Origin of the sequence: Motiliproteus sediminis (genome assembly GCF_017912535.1) — a bacterium.
In the GTDB taxonomy this organism is placed as follows: domain Bacteria; phylum Pseudomonadota; class Gammaproteobacteria; order Pseudomonadales; family Balneatricaceae; genus Motiliproteus; species Motiliproteus sediminis.
Genome location: NZ_JAERQK010000002.1, coordinates 1 through 18,852, shown reverse-complemented (window position 1 = coordinate 18,852; position 18,852 = coordinate 1). Strand labels below are relative to the sequence as shown.

At 58.7% G+C, this 18,852-nt stretch carries 22 protein-coding genes; 12 read left to right on the top strand and 10 right to left on the bottom strand.

Annotated elements, in window-relative coordinates; all coding sequences use genetic code 11:
• Positions 1-8: 8 nt before the first annotated feature.
• Positions 9-2,753: a cytochrome c3 family protein gene (locus tag JJQ76_RS04455; RefSeq protein ID WP_210395521.1), complete on the bottom strand. Its 2,745-nt coding sequence runs from the start codon at positions 2,751-2,753 to the stop codon at positions 9-11.
• Positions 2,754-3,018: 265 nt separating this feature from the next.
• Here JJQ76_RS04455 and JJQ76_RS04450 point away from each other — a divergent pair, with 265 nt between their 5' ends.
• The 7 genes from JJQ76_RS04450 (at position 3,019) to JJQ76_RS04420 (ending at position 9,710) form a co-directional block, all read left to right on the top strand.
• Complete coding sequence (locus JJQ76_RS04450) at positions 3,019-3,735, top strand: hypothetical protein (protein ID WP_210395520.1); 717 nt, start codon at positions 3,019-3,021, stop codon at positions 3,733-3,735.
• A gap of 133 nt (positions 3,736-3,868) precedes the next feature.
• Positions 3,869-5,530 (top strand): methyl-accepting chemotaxis protein, encoded by a 1,662-nt coding sequence (locus JJQ76_RS04445; protein WP_210395519.1) that lies wholly within the window; start codon positions 3,869-3,871, stop codon positions 5,528-5,530.
• Between the two features lie 57 nt (positions 5,531-5,587).
• On the top strand, positions 5,588-6,040 hold the full coding sequence (locus tag JJQ76_RS04440; RefSeq protein WP_210395518.1) for a cupredoxin domain-containing protein: 453 nt from the start codon (positions 5,588-5,590) through the stop codon (positions 6,038-6,040).
• Between the two features lie 11 nt (positions 6,041-6,051).
• Positions 6,052-6,942 carry an ethylbenzene dehydrogenase-related protein gene (locus tag JJQ76_RS04435; RefSeq protein WP_210395517.1) on the top strand — a complete coding sequence of 297 codons (891 nt, stop codon included), beginning with the start codon at positions 6,052-6,054 and terminating at the stop codon, positions 6,940-6,942.
• Between the two features lie 234 nt (positions 6,943-7,176).
• Positions 7,177-7,983 carry a transporter substrate-binding domain-containing protein gene (locus JJQ76_RS04430; RefSeq protein WP_210395516.1) on the top strand — a complete coding sequence of 269 codons (807 nt, stop codon included), beginning with the start codon at positions 7,177-7,179 and terminating at the stop codon, positions 7,981-7,983.
• Positions 7,984-8,017: 34 nt separating this feature from the next.
• Positions 8,018-8,968 carry an amino acid ABC transporter permease gene (locus JJQ76_RS04425; RefSeq protein WP_210395515.1) on the top strand — a complete coding sequence of 317 codons (951 nt, stop codon included), beginning with the start codon at positions 8,018-8,020 and terminating at the stop codon, positions 8,966-8,968.
• Complete coding sequence (locus JJQ76_RS04420; RefSeq protein WP_425515222.1) at positions 8,961-9,710, top strand: amino acid ABC transporter ATP-binding protein; 750 nt, start codon at positions 8,961-8,963, stop codon at positions 9,708-9,710. The genes JJQ76_RS04425 and JJQ76_RS04420 overlap by 8 nt, the downstream gene beginning before the upstream one ends.
• Before the next feature lie 159 nt (positions 9,711-9,869).
• Here JJQ76_RS04420 and JJQ76_RS04415 read toward each other — a convergent pair whose 3' ends face one another.
• From JJQ76_RS04415 to JJQ76_RS04405, 3 genes are read right to left on the bottom strand one after another with little or no spacing between them, the layout of a single operon-like run.
• Positions 9,870-10,130, bottom strand: a complete 261-nt coding sequence (locus tag JJQ76_RS04415) for an FmdB family zinc ribbon protein (RefSeq protein WP_210395514.1) — start codon at positions 10,128-10,130, stop codon at positions 9,870-9,872.
• 33 nt (positions 10,131-10,163) lie between these two features.
• Positions 10,164-10,718, bottom strand: a complete 555-nt coding sequence (locus JJQ76_RS04410; RefSeq protein WP_210395513.1) for a MerR family transcriptional regulator — start codon at positions 10,716-10,718, stop codon at positions 10,164-10,166.
• Entirely contained in the window at positions 10,711-10,911 is a 201-nt protein-coding gene (locus JJQ76_RS04405) for a MerR family transcriptional regulator (RefSeq protein ID WP_210395512.1), read from the bottom strand. Before JJQ76_RS04405 ends, JJQ76_RS04410 begins: the two co-directional genes overlap by 8 nt.
• A gap of 141 nt (positions 10,912-11,052) precedes the next feature.
• Here JJQ76_RS04405 and JJQ76_RS04400 point away from each other — a divergent pair, with 141 nt between their 5' ends.
• The 3 genes from JJQ76_RS04400 (at position 11,053) to JJQ76_RS04390 (ending at position 13,710) form a co-directional block, all read left to right on the top strand.
• A complete protein-coding gene (locus JJQ76_RS04400; protein WP_210395511.1) occupies positions 11,053-11,421 on the top strand; it encodes a histidine triad nucleotide-binding protein in 369 nt (122 codons plus the stop codon).
• A gap of 166 nt (positions 11,422-11,587) precedes the next feature.
• Complete coding sequence (locus tag JJQ76_RS04395; RefSeq protein WP_210395510.1) at positions 11,588-12,532, top strand: bifunctional enoyl-CoA hydratase/phosphate acetyltransferase; 945 nt, start codon at positions 11,588-11,590, stop codon at positions 12,530-12,532.
• Positions 12,532-13,710 carry an acetate/propionate family kinase gene (locus JJQ76_RS04390; RefSeq protein ID WP_210395509.1) on the top strand — a complete coding sequence of 393 codons (1,179 nt, stop codon included), beginning with the start codon at positions 12,532-12,534 and terminating at the stop codon, positions 13,708-13,710. The genes JJQ76_RS04395 and JJQ76_RS04390 overlap by 1 nt, the downstream gene beginning before the upstream one ends.
• A 75-nt stretch (positions 13,711-13,785) precedes the next feature.
• Here the strand turns inward: JJQ76_RS04390 and JJQ76_RS04385 are convergent, their stop codons facing one another.
• Both JJQ76_RS04385 and JJQ76_RS04380 read right to left on the bottom strand, forming a co-directional pair.
• Complete coding sequence (locus JJQ76_RS04385) at positions 13,786-14,127, bottom strand: hypothetical protein (RefSeq protein WP_210395508.1); 342 nt, start codon at positions 14,125-14,127, stop codon at positions 13,786-13,788.
• A gap of 3 nt (positions 14,128-14,130) precedes the next feature.
• A complete protein-coding gene (locus JJQ76_RS04380) occupies positions 14,131-14,478 on the bottom strand; it encodes a c-type cytochrome domain-containing protein (RefSeq protein ID WP_210395507.1) in 348 nt (115 codons plus the stop codon).
• Between the two features lie 220 nt (positions 14,479-14,698).
• On the opposite strand from JJQ76_RS04380, the gene fabI reads away from it, so the two are divergent.
• A complete protein-coding gene (gene fabI / locus JJQ76_RS04375; protein WP_210395506.1) occupies positions 14,699-15,469 on the top strand; it encodes an enoyl-ACP reductase FabI in 771 nt (256 codons plus the stop codon).
• A gap of 87 nt (positions 15,470-15,556) precedes the next feature.
• Here fabI and JJQ76_RS04370 read toward each other — a convergent pair whose 3' ends face one another.
• Complete coding sequence (locus tag JJQ76_RS04370) at positions 15,557-15,997, bottom strand: hypothetical protein (protein WP_210395505.1); 441 nt, start codon at positions 15,995-15,997, stop codon at positions 15,557-15,559.
• Positions 15,998-16,192: 195 nt separating this feature from the next.
• On the opposite strand from JJQ76_RS04370, the gene JJQ76_RS04365 reads away from it, so the two are divergent.
• Positions 16,193-16,465, top strand: coding sequence for a DUF3081 family protein (locus tag JJQ76_RS04365; protein WP_210395504.1), 273 nt, complete (start codon positions 16,193-16,195; stop codon positions 16,463-16,465).
• Positions 16,466-16,486: 21 nt separating this feature from the next.
• Here the strand turns inward: JJQ76_RS04365 and JJQ76_RS04360 are convergent, their stop codons facing one another.
• The 3 genes from JJQ76_RS04360 to JJQ76_RS04350 form a co-directional block, all read right to left on the bottom strand.
• The gene (locus JJQ76_RS04360; protein ID WP_210395503.1) at positions 16,487-17,383 is read right to left on the bottom strand and encodes a radical SAM protein; all 897 of its coding nucleotides are present in this window, start codon (positions 17,381-17,383) and stop codon (positions 16,487-16,489) included.
• Between the two features lie 162 nt (positions 17,384-17,545).
• Positions 17,546-18,550, bottom strand: a complete 1,005-nt coding sequence (locus JJQ76_RS04355) for a metal-dependent hydrolase (RefSeq protein WP_246480277.1) — start codon at positions 18,548-18,550, stop codon at positions 17,546-17,548.
• Between the two features lie 101 nt (positions 18,551-18,651).
• On the bottom strand, positions 18,652-18,852 hold a 201-nt coding region (locus JJQ76_RS04350; protein WP_210395502.1), incomplete at its 5' end, for a hypothetical protein.

Here is an 18,852-nt window from a genome sequence, read left to right as displayed (position 1 = left end):
GCTGCACCTCAGTTGATCGGACCAGAGCCGACGTTACAGGCTGCTTCCATCCAGTCACGACCGCTGTAGGAGAGGGTTGAGCCGCAGTTGGATTCGCGCCAGTCACCACTGCGCTTCCAGGTACGAATGCGTAACAGAGCGTTGTTATAGTAGGGCTCGCGAGCCAGCTTCTCATGCCCGTTGGAACCGACCGTGGTGCAGTTATTGGTTCGCCCGCCTTCCGGGCCGACGCACTCCAGGTTGGCAAGAAACGCCTTGTTACGCCAACCGTGAGGGATGGCTACGTGGCACCACATGCAAGGTCGGGTGCGTTTTTCCGAAAAGTTATGGCTGGCGTCGGTATCGCCTGAGAATCCGCTGGTGGATTTGGGGTCGTGACAGCGCCCGCACAGGGTGCCGGCGCTGTTATTGTTGTCGCTGGCAGCATTCGGCGTGACGCCAAGATCCCAGTCCCCCTTGAGAATAAACGGTCGGTTGGAGCCGTGGGGGCCCTGCACCTGTGAGCTGTTGGGGCCGCTGCCCTGCGACCAGGAGACCTCGGAACCGTGGCAGTCGGAGCAGTACATGGTCTGGGTGCCAACGTTGTTGGTGAACGGCGGTCGAATATTGGCGAACCCGGTGTTGCCCCGCTCTGCCGGGGTGCGCCCGGTGGGCCAGACAACCGGGTGCCAGGAGCGGTGGTTGACGGCACTCGGGTTGATACCGCTGCCGTTGACCTCGCCTTGATCTTTGTTGCTGGTCGCGGGTGTGGTTGCCTTGACTGACAGGAACTCGGCAGCCACGTTGGTGTAGTAGGTCAGTCCATTGGTGCCGGAGTTGGTGGAGCCCCCCTGGTTGCCTGAACCAAGCTGGATGTCGGTCTGGAAGGTGGTGTTGTTACGCATGTCCTGACTGTAGGCCGAATGACACTTGAAGCAGAGTTGGTACTCGCGGGTCAGGTTGTTGTTGGTGTCAGCCTGGGCCACCGTGCGCGTGCCCGGGTCGCCTGAGCGGACTTCAAAGTCGAACTCGTCCATGTCCTGTGGCCAGGTGGAGGTCAGGGCCTGGCCGAGGAAGGTGTCGGAGGGTTCTACGCCCCAGACGCCGCGCAGTACACCTGAGGCCACATTACCTTCACGACCATCATTGGCGCCATCGCTGCTTTGTGACAGACCAGCAATGTGGGTACGCAGATTGGAAGCGGTCTGTCCATCGTCTACGCCATCCTTGTTAAAGCGGCTATTGCGCTGCATGCGGTGCGGGTTGTGGCAGTCGGTGCACTCAGCGTGACGGTTCAACAGCATTCCTTTGCCGAGATTCTGGCCGGTCTCAGAGAAGTCGGCGTCTCTGACGTCGTGTACCTCTTCGTTGGTGCCGCCGGATTTGCCGTTGCGCTGGTCACTGGTCACGATCGGCATATGGTAGGTCCGGCTTTCGAATTCATACCTGATGTTCGGGATACCTCCATCAAAGCCGGTACCGATGCCGCTGCCCCCAGTACCGCCAAAGGTCACACTGAGAGTGCTGGGATTGGAGTGACACTGGTAACAGGTCTCCTCCAATGCCGCTTTGCCACCGGATTTGGCACCGTCGTTGTTGGTACTACCATCGGTGCCTTCACGCAGCAAACGGCGCGAACCAGAAACCGAGTGGGTATCATGGCAATTGAGGCAGGACGCCTGCCAAACCTTGATGCCGCGCGGAAACTGACGCAAATCCGCCGCCTCGTTGGTATAGACCTCGTCGGCAACGGTGTCATCTGCATGCACCGAGGTGGACCAGACCTGATTGTCCAGCTCGCGGTTGTGGCAGGCGAGGCAGACGATATCGCCACTCTGGGCGTTGCCGGTGCTCGGATCAAACACCCCCTGCTGGAAGTTGATCCCCGAGGGGACCGACATCTGAAAACGCGGGCCGCGCAGGAACTTGCTGTTGCTCTCTGAGAGGTTGGCGGTACCAGTAGGGTCATCGATCCCCTTGACGTGCGGGTCGTGGCAGGTGGTGCACTGCATGTTGTCGCCGGTCAGCGGGTAGATCGGCCGCACGCCCGCTGATCGGGTGCCGATATGGCTCTCGCTGTCGGGATCGCGCAGCTCGCCATCGGCTTCCGCCAGTTCGGTGGTGTAGGGGAACGAGATCGGGTGGTCGTTGCTGAGGTCTACGCCGAGGTTACGGGTGAACCCGCTGAGGCTATCGACGCTGGGTGATCCGGTATCCGTGTCGACGTTGGGGACATCGGCCATGGTGCCCACGGTGGTGTTCGGTGTGGGGCCGCTGTCATGGCGCATGCGGATGCGCACATCGTAGGTGCCGGAGGCGGATGTGTCCGAATAGGTCTGCCCTTTGCCGCTGCCCGGCGCATTGCCGATGGCGCCAATGGCGAGGGTGCCATCGTGACAGGAGAGACACAGCTTGCTCTGCTCGGTGGGCTGGGTAATGCCGGGTACCGCCCCGGAGCCGGCGTTCAACGAACTTGATTCGTAGACGTCGTAGTTGGTTTCAGCGCTGTCGGAGCGGTTCCATAGCGGCTGGCCCGGACTAGTACTAGCGCCATGCGGGGTATGGCAGAACACGCATACCTCTTCGGTGCCGCCATTGCTTTCGGTGCGGGAACGCACATCCTGACCGCCGCTGTTACTGAGGTTGTGCTTGGTGCTGCGGATATCGCTGGCGCGGCGCTCGGCTGCACCCAGTGGCAGGCTGGCCAGATAGGCGACCGCCAGCAGCCCCGCGAGGGCAGCAGACAGAGTGGAAAAGGAGCCTGTTCTGTTCATCAAACGCATGTACCGTGCAGCAGCTAGTCAGCTCGAATCATCCCGCCATTGTCGCAGTGGTTACGCGCTGTCCGCATGACCTGCGTCAATGTCAGGGGGTGATTTTCGGGCGTCGTCCTTGAATCCGGCATTCTATCGATAAAATCCATTTGATACGAGTGGATCGGGTTCTGTATAAATGTCACCTTGACCGCGTTAACTGTATGGTGATGGACGATCAACTGACCGCTCAATCGGTGGTCGGTTCCGTCGAGGGGGGTGGAAAGTGTTTCGGCTTTGGGTTGTGCTGGGGGTGTTGTCGATCTTGGCCGGTTGCTCCGCGAGTCAACATGTATCGGAGGATGGTGCGCCGCTTTATGAACAGCGCTTTGTGATTGGCAGTCACCAGATCCCGCTGCCGGAAGGGCAGTGGCGCCTGGTGGCGCACAACGTGTATCAGAACCGCAATGGTGAGGCCTACGCTGACGTGCAGTTGGTTCAGATAGACGAAGGGGAGCGGGTGCTGACGCGTGGCGTTCTGATCAGTGCCAACCTCGAGTCGGCCGCTCGGACCGAGGAGCCCAAGGCCGCATTCTGCGAGCGTGACGTGGTTTACCACAAGCAAGTGGTCCGCAACGAGGTAGGGCGTGATCAGGATTGTTGGGTCACCAGTTATTTCCGCGCGGCAGTAGGGCGGGATACGGATAAGGTGTCGGCGCAAACTCTGTCCTATCTGCATCGTAACCGTATTCAGGTGCCCAACTTCGCGGTATATACGGCATACCGGTTGATGTCCGACACCGATAACCTGACCGTTCAGTATTACTTCAATCCGGAGTACGGCACCCGCATCGCGCCGGCGCCGCGGGTGGGCTGGGCGCAGTCGCCCTGGCATCGTGATAACCTCCATCGTGATCCGCTCAAGCAGGCCTACGTCGAGCAGGTAAAGATGTGGAGCGGGGAGTGGTATGAGCAGGTGAAGCTGGGCTTTGCCATGAACTAAGTGGAGCTTCCGGGCTGTCCGGGCGCAGAATGTGCGGCCGGGGTTGGGTTTGTGCGCGGCGCCAGCGGGGCCCGCAAGTCTGAAGGATGTACAGCGCGGTAATTAATCGGGCTGATAACAAAGGGATTTTAGCTTGGGCTTGCAGCATCATATCGGCTACAAAATTCTCGCCGGCGTCGTGGTTTGCGTGTTGTTGGCGATGACAGCGCTGGCGGTGATCGCTACGCAGCAGCAGCAGCGTAGCGTGCTGGAACAGCATGAGCGCACCATTCATAGTTTGACCGAGTCTACCGCCCAGAGCGTTAAGACCATCATGCTGGCGGGTTATGCTGATATTGCCCAGTCGCTGGCTGATAACCTCAAATCCTTGCCCAGTGTGGTGGACTTTCGCATCGTTCATCGCGACGGTTACGAGGCCTTCCGCAAGAACAACACCATCGATGAAGTCAACCGGCGTATCGGTGATGAGGAGTTTTTCCCTCGCGATCAAGAGCAGCATGTTCCCTTGCTCAACCCTGACGAAGGCCCGCTGCGGCGACTGCTGGATCAGCTGGACGCGGTGCATTACTACGAAACCAGCGCCAGCGGCGAAGAGCTGCTGACCTTTCTGGCACCGATTCCCAATCAGAAGGATTGTCACCGCTGTCACGGGTCGGATCACGAGGTGCGCGGCGTGGTTAAGCTGTCTACGTCGCTGGAGCCGGTGTATGCCGAGGTCCGGCAAAGCTGGGTCGCATTGCTGGTCGCCATCGGTCTGGTGACCCTGCTGGTGACGTTGGCTATCGGCCTGCTGGTAAGACGTATCTCAATGCCGATTCTGGCCGTCGCTGACGAGATGCACGAGATCGCCAGCGGGCGCGGCGATCTGACGGCCAAGCTGCCGGTGCGCACCCAGGATGAAGTGGGCCGGTTGTCGGCCGGATTCAATGATTTTGTCGGTCAGATCAATCACACCGTGGCCGAGGTGGCGCAATCAACGGTGAGCCTGCGCGCGGTGGCGCAGCAGGTGGATGAGATCTCTTCCCAGACCCGCGGCGCGGTTGAAGCGCAGGAACAGGCGACGGACCGGGTGCGTGAGGCGGTGCAGGGCATCGCGGTAACCATCGAGTCGGTCAGTACCAACACCGACGAAGCACGGGTGCAGTCGGCGGAGGTCGATCAACTGGCGACCCATGGCCGCAGCGAGGTCGATAAGACCGCCAGTGAACTGCGCAGCCTTATGGAACGTATTCAGGGTGCAGAGGCTTCGTTGACCACGCTGACCGCGGGGGTCGAAGAGATTGCCACGGTGGTAAATTTGATCGAGAGCATAGCGGATCAAACTAATCTGCTGGCATTGAATGCAAGTATTGAAGCGGCGCGAGCAGGTGAGTATGGTCGAGGTTTCGCGGTGGTGGCCGATGAGGTGAGAAATCTGGCGCATCGGACGCGGGAGTCGACCGGTGATATTCGCGGATTTGTCGAACGGTTGCAGCAGGGCAGTGGCGGCGTTCAGGCGATGATTCACGCCAGCTTGAAGCAGGCGGACGTAAGCCTTGAACAGGCTGACCGGTCCGGTGCGTTACTGGCGCAGATCACCGAGGCGGCGCACCGCATCGTTGAGATCAATACCGCGATCGCCGGTGCCATGAGCGAGAATGCGGCCGCGATCGAACGTATCGACGAGTCGGTCAGCGGCATCGCAGAGCAGTCCCACCGGACGACGGAGCATGCCGGCGCGGCGTCGCGTCAGAGCAGTGAATTGGCGGAACAGGTCGAGCGACTGGAACGGTTGGTCGGTCGGTTTCATCTGTAAGCGATTATCGCTGGCCGGGCCAGTGAAGGATTACGACATTAACCGAGGAGTATCGGAATGAAAAAAATGGTTACGGGTTTGGTAGGTGCGTTGGCGCTGGGTGCGGTAGCAGCGGCTTCAGCAGCGGACTACGTAGAGAACTACCAGGAGATCGTCAAGCAAGCGGACTGGAAAGCGATGGAGACAGTGACCATCCAAATGGACGAGTTCAGCTACGATGGCAAGCTGACGTTCGAAAGCGGCAAGGCGTACAAGATCGAGCTGAAAAACGTGGGTGAGAAGAAGCACTACTTCACCGCACCGGAGTTCTTCAAGAAGATTGCTACCCGCAAGGCACAGGTTAATGACCAGGCTGAAATCAAGGCAGACTACTTTACTGCCATTGAGGTTCTGCCCGGCGGCCAGTTGGATCTGTACTTTGTCGCCCATGAAAAAGGTGAATTCCCGGTCTACTGCACCATCGACGATCACCGCGATGAGGGCATGGAAGAGATCATTACCGTTAAGTAACGGATAGGCCTATGAAACTGCCGAAACATGCGCGCTATGGCGTGATGGTGGCGGCACTGGGGTTGGCCAGCTCGGCAGTTGCCGAGATGGCCGCACCACGTGATCTGGTGGTCCAGAAGATGACCACTGCGCCAGTAATCGATGGTAACCTGTCGGAATGGGGCTCCGCGTGGGAGTTGATCCCGGTCGATGAAGCCATTGAGGGTGACAATAAAAACCGCCTTGGTAAGGTCGATGTGGAGCTTCAGGTTGCCGTTGCCGGTGACGAGATCTTTGTTGCTGCGCGCTGGCCTGATAAGTCCGAGAGCCGCGCCTACAAACCCTGGAGCTGGAAGAAAGCGCGCAAACGCTACAGCCGGGGTAAAGACCGTGACGATATGTTTGCGCTGCGGTTCGACATGGGTGGCGATTTTCGCACCTGCATGATCGAAAAAGCCAACTATGACGTCGATGTATGGTTGTGGTCGGCAGGACGCAGTGATCAGGTCAACTATGCCACTGACGGTTGGCACCGGATCAGCTTTGAGCTGCAGATGGACGCAGCTGAGTATGAGATGGACGATGGTACGGTCATCTACATCAAGAAGCAGTCCGATGAGGGCCAGGCCGGCTTCGAGAACAACAAGCCCAAACGCAAGGAGTTCGAGGGCGATGAGCTCCCCGGTGTTGAACTGGTGGGCGAGCCGCGTGGCAGCATCGGAGATGTGGCCGCCAAAGGGGTGTGGAAGGATGGCTACTGGCATCTGGAGATGAAACGTAAGCTGGACACCGGTCACTCTGACGATGTCAGCTTGGCAGGCATCGATTCCATCCGCTCTCAGATCGGCGTGTTCGATCAGGGCTTTGCCGAACACAAAAGCGTGTCCGGCGAGTTGCGACTGGATTTTACCCAGGCGCGTTAATCCCCCTCTCTTGCTCAGCACAAATTTTTCTGGCGCGACCCGGTGTCGCGCTGGATCCTGTTGTAACCGCCTCGCTTTTTAGCCTTATGTCATGCTGCTGATCTGCTACGATTGATGGGTTTTAGGGCGCGATTTGGCACAAATTTCCCCTCCGGGTGTGCAATATTCCGCAAACCTGTGCAAAATATCGCACTTCTCTATTTACCCTGCTAACTCAAGCGAGAGATAAAAACGATGAAAAAACTGCTTGTTGCTGTTGCAATGCTGGTGGGTGCCAACATGGCGTCCGCGTCTGATATCAGCCTGTGGGAGAAGTCCACGCTCAATGAAATCCTGACCCGTGGCGAACTGCAAGTCTGCCTGGAAGCAGGCTACATGCCGTTCGAAATGCGCAACAAAAAGGGCCGCATCGTTGGTTTTGACGTCGATGTTGCCAAGGAGATGGCCAAGGCCATGGGCGTGAAGCTGGACCTGCGTAACACCGCTTGGGACGGCATCATTCCGGCGTTGTTGACCGCCAAGTGCGACATCATCATGTCGGGCATGACGGTCACCGCAGAGCGTAACCTGAAGGTTAACTTTGCTGATCCCTATATTGTCGTTGGCCAGACCATTCTGCTGCGCCCGGGCCTTGAAGGCAAAGTGAGCAGCTACAAGGATCTGAACGATCCCCAGTACAAGGTGACCGCCAAGCTGGGTACCACCTCTGACTTTGCCACCAAGAAGTATCTGGGTAAGGCCACTATCAACCTGTTCGAAACCGAGTCCGAAGGCGCGCTGGAAGTGATCAACGGCAACGCCGATGCGTTCGTTTACGACCTGCCGTTCAACGCCATCTACTCCTCCCAGAACAAGGGCAAGGTGGTGCACCTGGACCAGTCGTTTACCTATGAGCCGCTGGGCTGGGCGATTCGTAAGGGCGATCCGGACTTCCTCAACTTCCTCAACAACTTCCTGGCCCAGATCAAGGGTGATGGTACCTACGACAAGTACTACCAGAAGTGGTTTGGTAGCGACGACTGGATCGGCGACGTTCAGTAACTAGCCGCGTTAACTGTGGGGAACCTTTTGGCCGATGCAAAAGCAATATAACCCGCTTTTATGGAACGCCATTTTTGCCGTGATCCTGCTCGGTCTGGGTTACGGCATCTATGCGGCCAGTAAAAGCATCGACTATACCTGGCGCTGGGAAAGGATCCCCCAGTATCTGATCAGTACCGATCCGACGGAGATCCGTTCGCCGTTTGACGGCACCGTGGTGGTCGAGCAGGGCGGTAAGCGTGTCCTGGTTGACCCCGACAGCGGTGATGAGCCCTTTGTGGTGGAAAAGTTCGACCTGTTGCTGGCGGATGATGGCGACATCGTATTCGAAGGCGACGCGGTTGCCGGTATCGAAGAGTGGCGTCTGGGGCCGATCGGCTGGGGTCTGCTGACGACCCTCAAGTTGTCGGTGGTGTCGCTGGTGTTCGCGATGGTGATTGGCCTGTTTACCGGACTGGCGCGGATCTCGGATAACCCGGCATTGCGTAATCTGGCGATTACTTACATCGAACTGATCCGCGGCACGCCGCTGCTGGTACAGATCTTTATCTTCTACTTCTTTATCGGCACGGTGCTGGATCTTGATCGCTTCACCGCCGGGGTGGCAGCGCTGGCGGTCTTTACCGGCGCCTATATTGCGGAAATTGTGCGCTCGGGGATTCAGTCGATTCCGCCGGGGCAGATGGAAGCGGCGCGCAGTCTGGGGATGAATTACGTTCAGGCGATGACCAACGTTATCCTGCCGCAGGCGTTCAAGCGCACCCTGCCGCCGATGGCGGGCCAGTTCATCAACCTGATCAAGGACTCGTCGCTGGTGTCGGTCATTGCGATTACCGACCTGACCAAGGCCGGGCGCGAGGTGGTGAGTTCCACCTTTGCGCCGTTTGAGGTCTGGTTCACCGTCGCCCTGTTGTACCTGGTGTTGACCGGGGCCCTGTCCTGGGCGGTACAGCGTTTGGAAAAGAGGTTGGCTGCCAGTGACTGAACATTTCGACCCCAGTATTATCGTCGCCCGCGACGTCGACAAGATCTATCCCAATGGCTGCCATGCGCTCAAGCGGGTGTCGCTGGAGATCAATCGTGGTGAGGTGGTGGTTATTATCGGGCCCAGCGGCTCCGGTAAATCCACCTTTTTGCGCACCCTGAACCAGTTGGAAACCATCTCCGACGGTGATATTCGCATCGACGGCATCAGCTTGACCGACAAACGTACCGACATCAACAAGGTGCGTGAAGAGGTGGGCATGGTGTTTCAGTCGTTCAATCTTTTTCCGCACAAAACAGCGCTGCAGAACGTGATGTTGGCACCGATGAAGGTACTGAAAAAATCACGCGAGCAAGCTGAAAAGAAAGGCCGCGAGTTGCTGTATAAAGTGGGTCTGTCTGAGCGGATGCACAGCTACCCCTCGCAACTCTCCGGTGGTCAGCAACAGCGGGTGGCAATCGCCCGGGCGCTGGCGATGATGCCCAAGATCATGCTGTTTGACGAGCCCACCAGTGCGCTCGATCCGGAAATGGTTGGTGAAGTGCTCGACGTCATGAAGAGTCTGGCATCCGACGGTATGACCATGGTGGTGGTGACCCACGAGATGGGCTTTGCCCGTGAAGTGGCTGATCGTGTGGTGTTTATGGAAGAGGGCGAGCTGGTGTTTGAAGAACGCCCAGAGCGGTTCTTCGAATCCACCAGCAACGAACGTCTGCAGCGGTTTTTGGGTCAGGTTCTGTAATCAGACCCCTTGTTAGTGCAAGCCGGCCTTGGGCCGGCTTTTTTATGGTCGTTGCGTGGAGCGGAGAGCGGGTTGGTTCGCTGCGCGCGTGTGGTAACCACGCTGTGCGAACACCGAAACCCGAACCGCAGTAACCCGCCTGTCTGATACTGGATGCGGTCAGAACCCGCACATGGCGCCGCCACCGCAGCAGCCGCCACCGCTGGCGCATGGCGGTGCCTCGGGGTTTTTCAGTGACGAACTTTTAACCACCTGGCCACCGGTAGCGAGCTTTTCCACCGGCGTATCAGCCGCGGTGGCTCCCGGCTCAATTCCGGCCAGCGCGCACAGTTCCGCCCAGGTACTGATCGATTCGCTGATGCGGTGACGCACCTCAAACACATCGCCGGTGGCGGTGCAGCGGTAATCGTAAGTTGGCATGGACAAGGCCTCTTCAGGGTTGCGGTAACGGCGCTATTCTACTGCATCTGCCGGCCGGACGGGATACTCCCGCGACCAACGACGTATCCGCTCTAGTTCATTATCATCGACGCCCAGTCCCAGCAGGAACTGCCGGTGCCCGTCCGGTTCGCGTCGTTCGAACGCGGCGTGCCAGCGCCACATGCCATCGTCGTCCATGCCGCTGGCGCGCATCAATGCGCTCCAGGCGTTTTTATCCATGGCTCCCGCCGGGCGTTCGCGACACCCCTGCAGCAACTCCACTATCTGCTGCTGTTGCCGGCGCGCCTGGGCGATCTCGGTTCCCAACTGGTCGAACCGTTGGCGCAGGGCCGCTTCTACACCGCTGCCGCTATCGTCCAGCAACGGTGCGATCTGTGTCAGCGACAGACCCAGAGAACGCAGTTCGCGAATGCGTAACAGGCGCAACCGGTCCGCCTCGCTATAGCGGCGGTAGTTCGCCTGGGAACGCGCTGGCGGCCGCAGCAGGCCCTGTCGCTCGTAGTGCAGCAGTGTCGTGCGCGAGATGCCGCAGGCACGGGCCAGTTCACCCACGCGATAGTCAGCCATCGGTCTGCTCCGCGCAGGTTCGGCGCAGGGCCTGTACCTCGTTGTTGTTCAGTCCCAGCCAGCTCAGAAAGCGGCCGTGATCCTGCGGATGATGGCGCTCAAACAGCTGATGCCAGCGCCGCATCTCTGCCTCGCTAAGACCCAGTTCGGTAAACAGAGCACTCCACTGCTTTTTTCCGAAGTCATTGTTCATCGTCGTTTTACTCCCGTTATAGGTGTTGGAGGTGATCATCCTGAGCCTGTCTATGGTAGACAGGTCAAGCGGCGGCGGCAGACTGGCCAAGCCGACTCACGCTGGCTATGATGCGCCATACCCGTTTGCAAGGAGACGCTTATGAGTTGCCTGTTCTGCAAGATCGTCGACAAGGAGATTCCTGCCGACATCGTCTACGAAGATGACGCCGTGCTCGCATTCCGCGACATCAACCCGCAGGCCCCGAACCACCTGCTGGTGATCCCCAAACAGCACATCGCCACCCTCAACGACCTCAGCGATGCGGATGCTGCCACCGTGGGGCTGCTGTCGGTAACGGCGGCCAAGCTGGCCCGCGAGCTCGGCTTTGCTGACAGTGGTTACCGCACGGTGATGAACTGCAACGAGCATGGCGGCCAGACGGTGTACCATATTCACCTTCATCTGCTGGGTGGCAAGGCGATGGGCTGGCCACCCTACAGCTCAACCCTGAAAACGGCCATTGGCTGATCTTCCGCACCGCCGGTGACCGCCGGCGGTGCGCTGCCCCGCGCGAACCTTGATCCTGCTCAAGCTCTGCTACGCTTAACGTTGCGCTGCAACATTCCCTTGTTATGATCCGCTCATCCGTACGCACCGGCGTACACCCGATTTACCGACCGTTACAGGTGTCATCATGGTTATCAACACGCCCCCGCCGGCCCACAACCAGCTGGAGTTTTTTATCGAGCAAGCCACCAAGACCCCGAGGATCCGCACCGCGGTGATCCACCCGGTGGACAAAAACAGTCTGCTGGGTGCGGTTGAGGCGGCGCATCACAACATTATCGAACCGGTGCTGGTCGGCCCCGCCGCCAAGATTCACGCCGCCGCCGATGAGGCGCAGCTGGATATCAGCGCGTTCGAAATTATCGATACCGCCCACAGTCATGAGTCCGCCGAAAAAGCGGTGGATCTGGCGCGTCTGTGCGAGGTCGACATCCTGATGAAAGGCGGAATCTCTACCGACGAGATGCTCTCTGCGGTGGTGCACAAAACCAAGGGAGTGCGCACCGAACGCCGCCTGAGCCATATGTTTATGCTCGACGTGCCCAACTATCACAAGCCGCTGATGATCACCGATGCCGCGATCAATATCGTGCCTGACCTCAGCGTCAAACGGGATATCGTCCAGAACGCTATCTACTTCGCCCATGCCATCGGCATCGCAGCCCCCAAAGTGGCTATTCTGGCGGCGGTGGAAAAAGTGAAGCCCAGCATGATGAGCACCATCGACGCCGCCGCACTGTGTAAAATGGCTGACCGTGGTCAGATTGAAGGGGGCATTCTCGATGGCCCGCTGGCGTTTGACAACGCCATCTCACTGGAAGCGGCGCAAGACAAACATATCAACTCGCCGGTGTCCGGTGATGCCGACATCCTGCTGGCCCCCGATCTGGAAGCGGCCAACATGATCGCCAAGCAGCTGATCTACCTTGCCGACGCCAAATCCGCCGGGGTGGTACTGGGCGCACGGGTGCCGATCGTACTGACCAGCCGGGCGGAAAAAACCCTGGGTCGGCTGGCGTCCTGCGCGCTGGCCGCGTTGCAAGTCGCCCACAATCCGAAGAAGGGTCTGTAATGAGCAGTATTCTCACCGTTAACGGCGGCTCCTCCAGCCTTAAGTGTGCCTTGTTTACCCTCAGCAACGGCGATGCCCGGCTGCGTTACAGCTTCAAGCTGGCCAATATCCTGGGTGAGGCGCGCGCCAAAATCAGTGATGCCAGCGGCCAACTGTTGGCCGAACTGACCCCGGACTTTGCGGCCATTCCGCGCGAAGGGCGTCATCAGGCTTGTCTGGATCTGGTATTCAGCTGGCTGCGGCAGCAGCCCGACGCGCCCGATATCAGTGGCATCAGCCACCGGGTGGTGCATGGCGGCGAGCAGTTCAGCGACCCCATCGTCATCAACGACGACTTGCTGGAGCAGCTGCGCGCTTTTGTGCCGCTGGCTCCGCTGCACCAGCCCTACAATCTCTGTCTGATCGAAGCCTGCCACAACCTGCTGCCGGAGGTGCCGCAAGTTGCCTGCTTTGACACCATGTTCCACGTCGGGCAGCCAAAAGAGGCACAGCAGTTTGCCCTGCCGCGCAAATACACCGATGAGGGCGTGCGCCGCTATGGCTTCCACGGGCTTTCCTACGAGTTTATCCAGCGCCAGCTGGATAAAGAGCACGCGGGCCAGTGTCGTACTATCGTTGCCCATCTGGGCGCCGGCGCCAGCATGTGTGCCATCAATCATGGCAAGAGTGTCACCTCGACCATGGGCTTTACTGCCGTTGAAGGTCTGCCCATGGGCAGCCGCACCGGTTCCATCGATCCCGGCGTGCTGCTCTACCTGATGCGCCACCACGGTATGGATGCCGACCAGTTGGAAACCCTGCTCTACAAGGAGAGTGGCTGGCTGGGCGTATCCGGTATCAGCAGTGACATGCAGGAGCTGCTGTCAAGCGACAAGCCGGAGGCCAAGGAAGCGGTGGACCTGTTCACCTACCGCGCTGCGCGCGAGATCGGCAGTCTGTCAGCCGCGTTGCAGGGGCTGGATCAGATCGTGTTTACCGGTGGTGTGGGTGAGAACAGCGCGGCGATTCGTGCCGCCATCTGCGCCCGCAGTGCCTGGCTGGGGGTTGAGATTGACGCCGAGGCCAATGCCGCCAACGCCGCCATTATCAGCACTCCGGGCAGTCGCATCAGGGTACGTGTGATCCCGACCGATGAAGAGGCGATGCTGGCCCTGCACGGCCGCGAAATGCTCGCCTAGTCCTGCTGCAAGGCGATAAAAAGCCCCGCCGGCTCTGCCCGCGGGGCTTTTTGGTATTGCTTTGCGGCCAATGAGTCAGCCTGCGTGTATTACACCGATCAACAGCAGCAGTCCGCTGATCTTTACCTCCACGCGGTCACCGGGGCTGAACTGTGGCATCTGTTCCGGGGTGGGGGCCGAGTGATCAAAGCGTACCTCACCCCGCGTCACCGGCAGCTGGGCTAGTTCACGCCCGGCCACAGTAATCACCGTGTGCGCCTCGCCCACCACGGCCAGTCCCGTCAGCTGGATCTCCAGTCGCTGTCGGCCATCGCTGTAGCCCTTGCTCTCCAGCTTGCCGCGGCCTCCGTTATCCGCCGCCCCGGCCGGAGGCCGTAACTCCGCTTTCAGTGAACGTGCCAGCTGGCGCGGAGGCATGCTTCAGCGCGCTCCCGCGGCAATCCAGCGCTTGATGGTAGTGATCTCCTGCGGTGTCAGCTGCACCGGGCCCGGCGGCATTTTACTGGGGTTACCGCCCTGCGGCTGGATCATGTTTACCAGCCAGCCTTTTTCGGGCTTGCCCGGTATCACCGCCCGCCCTTGTTTGCCGCCTTCAAGGATGTTCTCGCGTGTATCCAGGCGCAGGCCGCTTTTCGGGAACCAGCCGGAATGGCATGACACGCAGTGCTTCTCCATGATCGGCTTGATCGCGTTGTCAAACGTCGGCGCTTGTCCCGCATGGGCCGCCGGCATCAGCAGGGTAGCCACCGTCAGTAACAGGTATCGCATGTTCTTTCTCCGTTAAACCGGCCCTCAGTGTAAGCCAGACCGGCTCGCTACAACCAGTCTCTGCACCAACGTTGTGCAAAGCGGCACCCAGCCCCGCTGAAATTGACCTTAAGCAACAAAGGTTGCACTTATCGTTGCGTTGCAACATTTGGTTGCTATGATCCGCACATCGCCGTCATGCGGCACCATGCTTTAGTCTATGAGTTACAGGACCCTGTTTATGACTACCCCATTGATGCAAGGCAAAAAGATTCTGATCGTCGGTATCGCCAACGAACATAGCATCGCTTATGGCTGCGCCAAGCAACTGAAAGCGCAAGGTGCCGAACTGTGCATCACCTATCTGAACGAGAAGGCCAAGCGCTTTGTCGAGCCGCTGGCCAAGGAGCTGGACGCCGAACTGCTGCTGCCCCTCGACGTCAGCCAGCCGGGCGAACTGGCCGCAGTGTTTTCCACCATCAAGGAAACCTGGGGTGTGCTTCACGGCATGGTTCACTCCATCGCCTTTTGCCCGCTGGAAGACCTGCATGCGCCGATCTCCCAGTGTTCCCGTGAAGGCTTCCTGCAGGCGATGGATGTATCCTGCTACTCCTTCATCGAAATGGCCGGCCTTGCGCGCCCGCTGATGAGCGAGGGCGGCAGCCTGATCAACTTCTCCTACCTGGGCAGCGCCATGGCGGTGGAAGACTACAACGTAATGGGGGTTGCCAAAGCGGCACTGGAAGCCTCGACCCGTTATCTGGCCCGCGACCTGGGACCGGACCATATCCGCGTCAACTGCATCTCACCGGGGACTATTCCTACCCGTGCCGCCAGCGGCATCAAGGACTTTGACGCCATGCTCAAGCACAACGAAGAGGTCTCCTGTGACGGCCGGCTACCGACCATTGACGAGGTTGGCGGCGCGGCGCTGTACTACCTCAGCGACCTGTCCCGCGGCGTTACCGGCACCGTGCATTACGTTGACCACGGGGTCTGCATCTCCGGTTAATCTCGGCCACCCGCGCGAGCTAAGCAGCCCTCGGTCCGAATAGGACCGGGGGCTTTTTTATGCACGCTTTGAATGGCGTCGCGGTACTCAACTCTCCGCTGTTCGAACCACCATGCTTGAGCACCAGATACCACCGATAACGAACAGCACCAGAAAGAGATAAAAACCGTCACCAATCAAGGCCGCCACCCGACTTGGAACATCCAGGCTGTTGTCCTGCAAAAGCTTCACCGCCGCTGATACTTCAACACCTTCCTGCTGGGGGTGTTTCGATGTGAGCTGAATGTTGGTCTTTAGCTCATTTAACAGGTTGTTAGTCGACGTGATCGCATGATGATTGCCGATCACCAGGGCCAGATAGATTACCGTCGCTGATGCTTTGGCCAGCAGGCTCTCGCGCACTTGGCTGCTGCCATAGAAAAAGCCGACGATGCCGATACTGGCGGTAAAGAAAAAAACCCACAGCGAGTAGTAGGTATCCAATTGGCTGTTATGAAACGACAGCGCTTCGGCAAGGGTCAGGTACATCAACAGAGCTCCGGTGTGATACCGACAACAGCCGTTGGCGGTCACGCTCAGGATAGTTCAACCTCCTTGTGGAGGCCTTTTTGGCTCTCACCCGCCGCATCTGCCCTTTGCCAAATCCTGTGAACTGATAACTGTCCGCCTGCGTAGTCAAAGAAATAGCCAAACAACAGCACAACCGGGAGCAGGGGTTTCAACATGAACGCAAAGGTTTATTCACTTCTGAAGCTGTTCGAAATTATCACGCGTCACGGTCAGCCAACGTCCGAGGGGAAAGCCCTGCAGGGGATTACGGTCAGCAGTGATGCTGACGGTTATCAGCTGGAGTTTCGTTCAAACGGAGTCCGTATTTCGATCGGATTCCACAACACCTATCTGGAAACGGGCGAGAGCAAACAGGCGTTGTCGCAGTTTTTCAAAAAAGCGGACCGATTGCTCAAGAGCTATGAGCAGCAGCGGGTCGTCGGTTGAGCTGAAACCGCCGCCACGAGCCTAGAAGCCACGGGCCCATTCCGGGCGCAAGCGACTTCCATCCGGGTCATTGATGGCGGCCTCCACCTGGGCCAGCAAACGCTCCTTGTCGCGCCCGAGCATGCCTTTCAGCACCAGATAGTTGGACGCGTGATCGCTCCGAAATACGGTCCTGTCGAGCTCCAGATGACGCAGAAACAGCGCCATCTCCGCCAGCAGCCCCGCCTGATCGGGCAGCTTAAACTCACCACCGTAACCCTCTCGTAGCCGGGCATCGCCGTTTGGCAGCGACAGTACCAGCGTCGACAGATAGTCCGGCTGGGCCGCTGAGCAGAGTCTGGCCGAGTTGATCGCGTGCTGCTGCCAGAAACGGGTGCCCCCCAAACCGGTCAGCACCATGACTGATGTCTTGATCCCGGCGGCCTTCAACTTCTGTAACGCCTCCAGCGAGCTTTGGTAGGTCTCACCCTTGCGCACCCCGGCCAGCACGGTGTCGTCGCCCGACTCAATCCCCACATAGACGATACCCAGGCCCAGCTCGCGCAGCCGGGTCAGCTCCTCAACACTCTTCTTGCTCACGTTGCGTGGCAAACAATAGGCCGATACCCGGCGCACCGCGGGCAGCTTTTGGTGGATGGCCGTAAGGGTCTGTTCCAGCCGCCGCACCGACAGCGCCATGGCATCACCATCAGCGAGAAACACCCGCTCCACGCCCGGAATCAGCCCCGCTACCCGATCAATATCGGCCTCTATCTCCGCCGCTGCCTTGGCCCGAAACTTCTTCTGCGGCGCGGTGTACATATCGCAAAAGGTGCAGGCGTTGTAGCTGCAACCGTTGGTTACCTGCAGGATCAGTGAGCGCGCTTCGCTCGGCGGCCGGAACACCGGCTCGATATAGTTGAGGGGTAAATAGTGCATGGTCGGCTCCGCGGGTCTGGTAGGCAGATTATTGGCAGCGAGTCACCGCTCTGGCAAGCGGACATAAACAGGCTGGAGCGTCTGTGGTTTTGCGCTTGTTACTTCGATCCATGGCAGCGGAGCCTATAGCTGACCTCGCCGACAGGATTTGACGCTGTCGAATCAATATGTCCCCTTAATCATTGACCAAAGAATGGCCATGCCCTGTCGAGGGTCGGACCTGACCGCATCGGTGATGATATGGTCGTCAGGACCGGCATCGGGGTTGAGGCGCACAGACCAGATGCCATCTGCCCGGTTAGGCACCATAGAGTAACGTACGTCGATGATCCACAAAGGATCATAGGGGGTGATCGCAAGGAAGCCGTTACTGAACTTGCTGAACCGAGCCAGATCTTTGGCTTGTTGGCTATCAGTATCCAACCAAGTCGGAATCGAATCAGGGGTCAACCGTCGTGCAGAGTTCCCCTCGTAGACCATCACGTTCAATCCCGTACGCACGGCGTCAACATAATAGGCGTCCCTCGTTTCATAAATCGTTTTCCAGACAAGCTGATTTCCGAAAGTCGGTTTCGCGATCATCCGCAAAGGTTGATGGCCCCGTTCATCGGCGAGATCCATTGCCACACTCAGCGCCCGTTGCTGCTGTATCGCGCCGACGGATAGATAGACAGCAACCCATACCAGCCCTAAACGCGCAAAGACTGGTTGCCGGCGCCATAAACCAACCGCCACCAAGATAACCAACGGCACCGTAACCAGGGGGTCAAATACAGAGACAAAACTGAAGGCGAAACGATGATCAGAAAAGGGCCAGAGCAATAGTGTTCCGTAGGAGGTCATTGCATCCAGCAGGCCGTGCGTACCATAACCAAGCGCACACAACAGCACCAAGCGCCCAAAGCCGATAGTCCACCACCGCCGCCCTAGCAGCCACAACAGGCTGGCAACGATCAACCCGCCCAGCGGTATAAAAATCAGGGAATGCGTGAACTGTCGATGATACTCAAAATATAACAGCGGGTCGGTGGCGGACCGAATGAAGACATCCAGATCCGGAGCCATGCCGGCCAAAAAGCCGCCGGCTGTCGCGATCACTACCTCTCGCCTCGGGGCTACCGATTGAGGCAGCGCTGCGCCGAGCGCGCCTTGTGTCAGTGGATCCATTAAGCTCTCGCTGCCTTGTCACCCAACCTATCCAAATCGACGACCGAAGCGCGCTATCAATCGCTACCCGACCAACCCCTAGATTTCCAGCCCAGCCTGAATCAGTAAAGTCCGCTTTTGCAGAGGAATACGCACAAGAAAAGCGGTAAGGCAGAGTGACCTGCTCCCCGATTTTCGGTCCATTCCGAATCTAGTAAAGTCCGCTTTAGCAGAGGAAAGCGGATATGAAAAAGCGGTTCACTGACGAACAGATCATCAACATCCTGAAAGAAGGTGATGCCGGGATTCCGGTAAAGGAGATT

What these genes read in the sequence shown, in the direction of transcription:
- JJQ76_RS04395 (WP_210395510.1), top strand. Translation starts at nt 11,588, where the DNA reads ATGGTTATCAACACGCCCCCGCCGGCCCACAACCAGCTGGAGTTTTTT.
- JJQ76_RS04405 (WP_210395512.1), bottom strand. Translation starts at nt 10,911, where the DNA reads ATGAACAATGACTTCGGAAAAAAGCAGTGGAGTGCTCTGTTTACCGAA.
- JJQ76_RS04425 (WP_210395515.1), top strand. Translation starts at nt 8,018, where the DNA reads ATGCAAAAGCAATATAACCCGCTTTTATGGAACGCCATTTTTGCCGTG.
- JJQ76_RS04455 (WP_210395521.1), bottom strand. Translation starts at nt 2,753, where the DNA reads ATGAACAGAACAGGCTCCTTTTCCACTCTGTCTGCTGCCCTCGCGGGG.
- JJQ76_RS04410 (WP_210395513.1), bottom strand. Translation starts at nt 10,718, where the DNA reads ATGGCTGACTATCGCGTGGGTGAACTGGCCCGTGCCTGCGGCATCTCG.
- JJQ76_RS04380 (WP_210395507.1), bottom strand. Translation starts at nt 14,478, where the DNA reads ATGCGATACCTGTTACTGACGGTGGCTACCCTGCTGATGCCGGCGGCC.
- JJQ76_RS04415 (WP_210395514.1), bottom strand. Translation starts at nt 10,130, where the DNA reads ATGCCAACTTACGATTACCGCTGCACCGCCACCGGCGATGTGTTTGAG.
- JJQ76_RS04440 (WP_210395518.1), top strand. Translation starts at nt 5,588, where the DNA reads ATGAAAAAAATGGTTACGGGTTTGGTAGGTGCGTTGGCGCTGGGTGCG.
- JJQ76_RS04430 (WP_210395516.1), top strand. Translation starts at nt 7,177, where the DNA reads ATGAAAAAACTGCTTGTTGCTGTTGCAATGCTGGTGGGTGCCAACATG.
- fabI (WP_210395506.1), top strand. Translation starts at nt 14,699, where the DNA reads ATGACTACCCCATTGATGCAAGGCAAAAAGATTCTGATCGTCGGTATC.
- JJQ76_RS04360 (WP_210395503.1), bottom strand. Translation starts at nt 17,383, where the DNA reads ATGCACTATTTACCCCTCAACTATATCGAGCCGGTGTTCCGGCCGCCG.
- JJQ76_RS04400 (WP_210395511.1), top strand. Translation starts at nt 11,053, where the DNA reads ATGAGTTGCCTGTTCTGCAAGATCGTCGACAAGGAGATTCCTGCCGAC.
- JJQ76_RS04370 (WP_210395505.1), bottom strand. Translation starts at nt 15,997, where the DNA reads ATGTACCTGACCCTTGCCGAAGCGCTGTCGTTTCATAACAGCCAATTG.
- JJQ76_RS04365 (WP_210395504.1), top strand. Translation starts at nt 16,193, where the DNA reads ATGAACGCAAAGGTTTATTCACTTCTGAAGCTGTTCGAAATTATCACG.
- JJQ76_RS04390 (WP_210395509.1), top strand. Translation starts at nt 12,532, where the DNA reads ATGAGCAGTATTCTCACCGTTAACGGCGGCTCCTCCAGCCTTAAGTGT.
- JJQ76_RS04435 (WP_210395517.1), top strand. Translation starts at nt 6,052, where the DNA reads ATGAAACTGCCGAAACATGCGCGCTATGGCGTGATGGTGGCGGCACTG.
- JJQ76_RS04385 (WP_210395508.1), bottom strand. Translation starts at nt 14,127, where the DNA reads ATGCCTCCGCGCCAGCTGGCACGTTCACTGAAAGCGGAGTTACGGCCT.
- JJQ76_RS04355 (WP_246480277.1), bottom strand. Translation starts at nt 18,550, where the DNA reads ATGGATCCACTGACACAAGGCGCGCTCGGCGCAGCGCTGCCTCAATCG.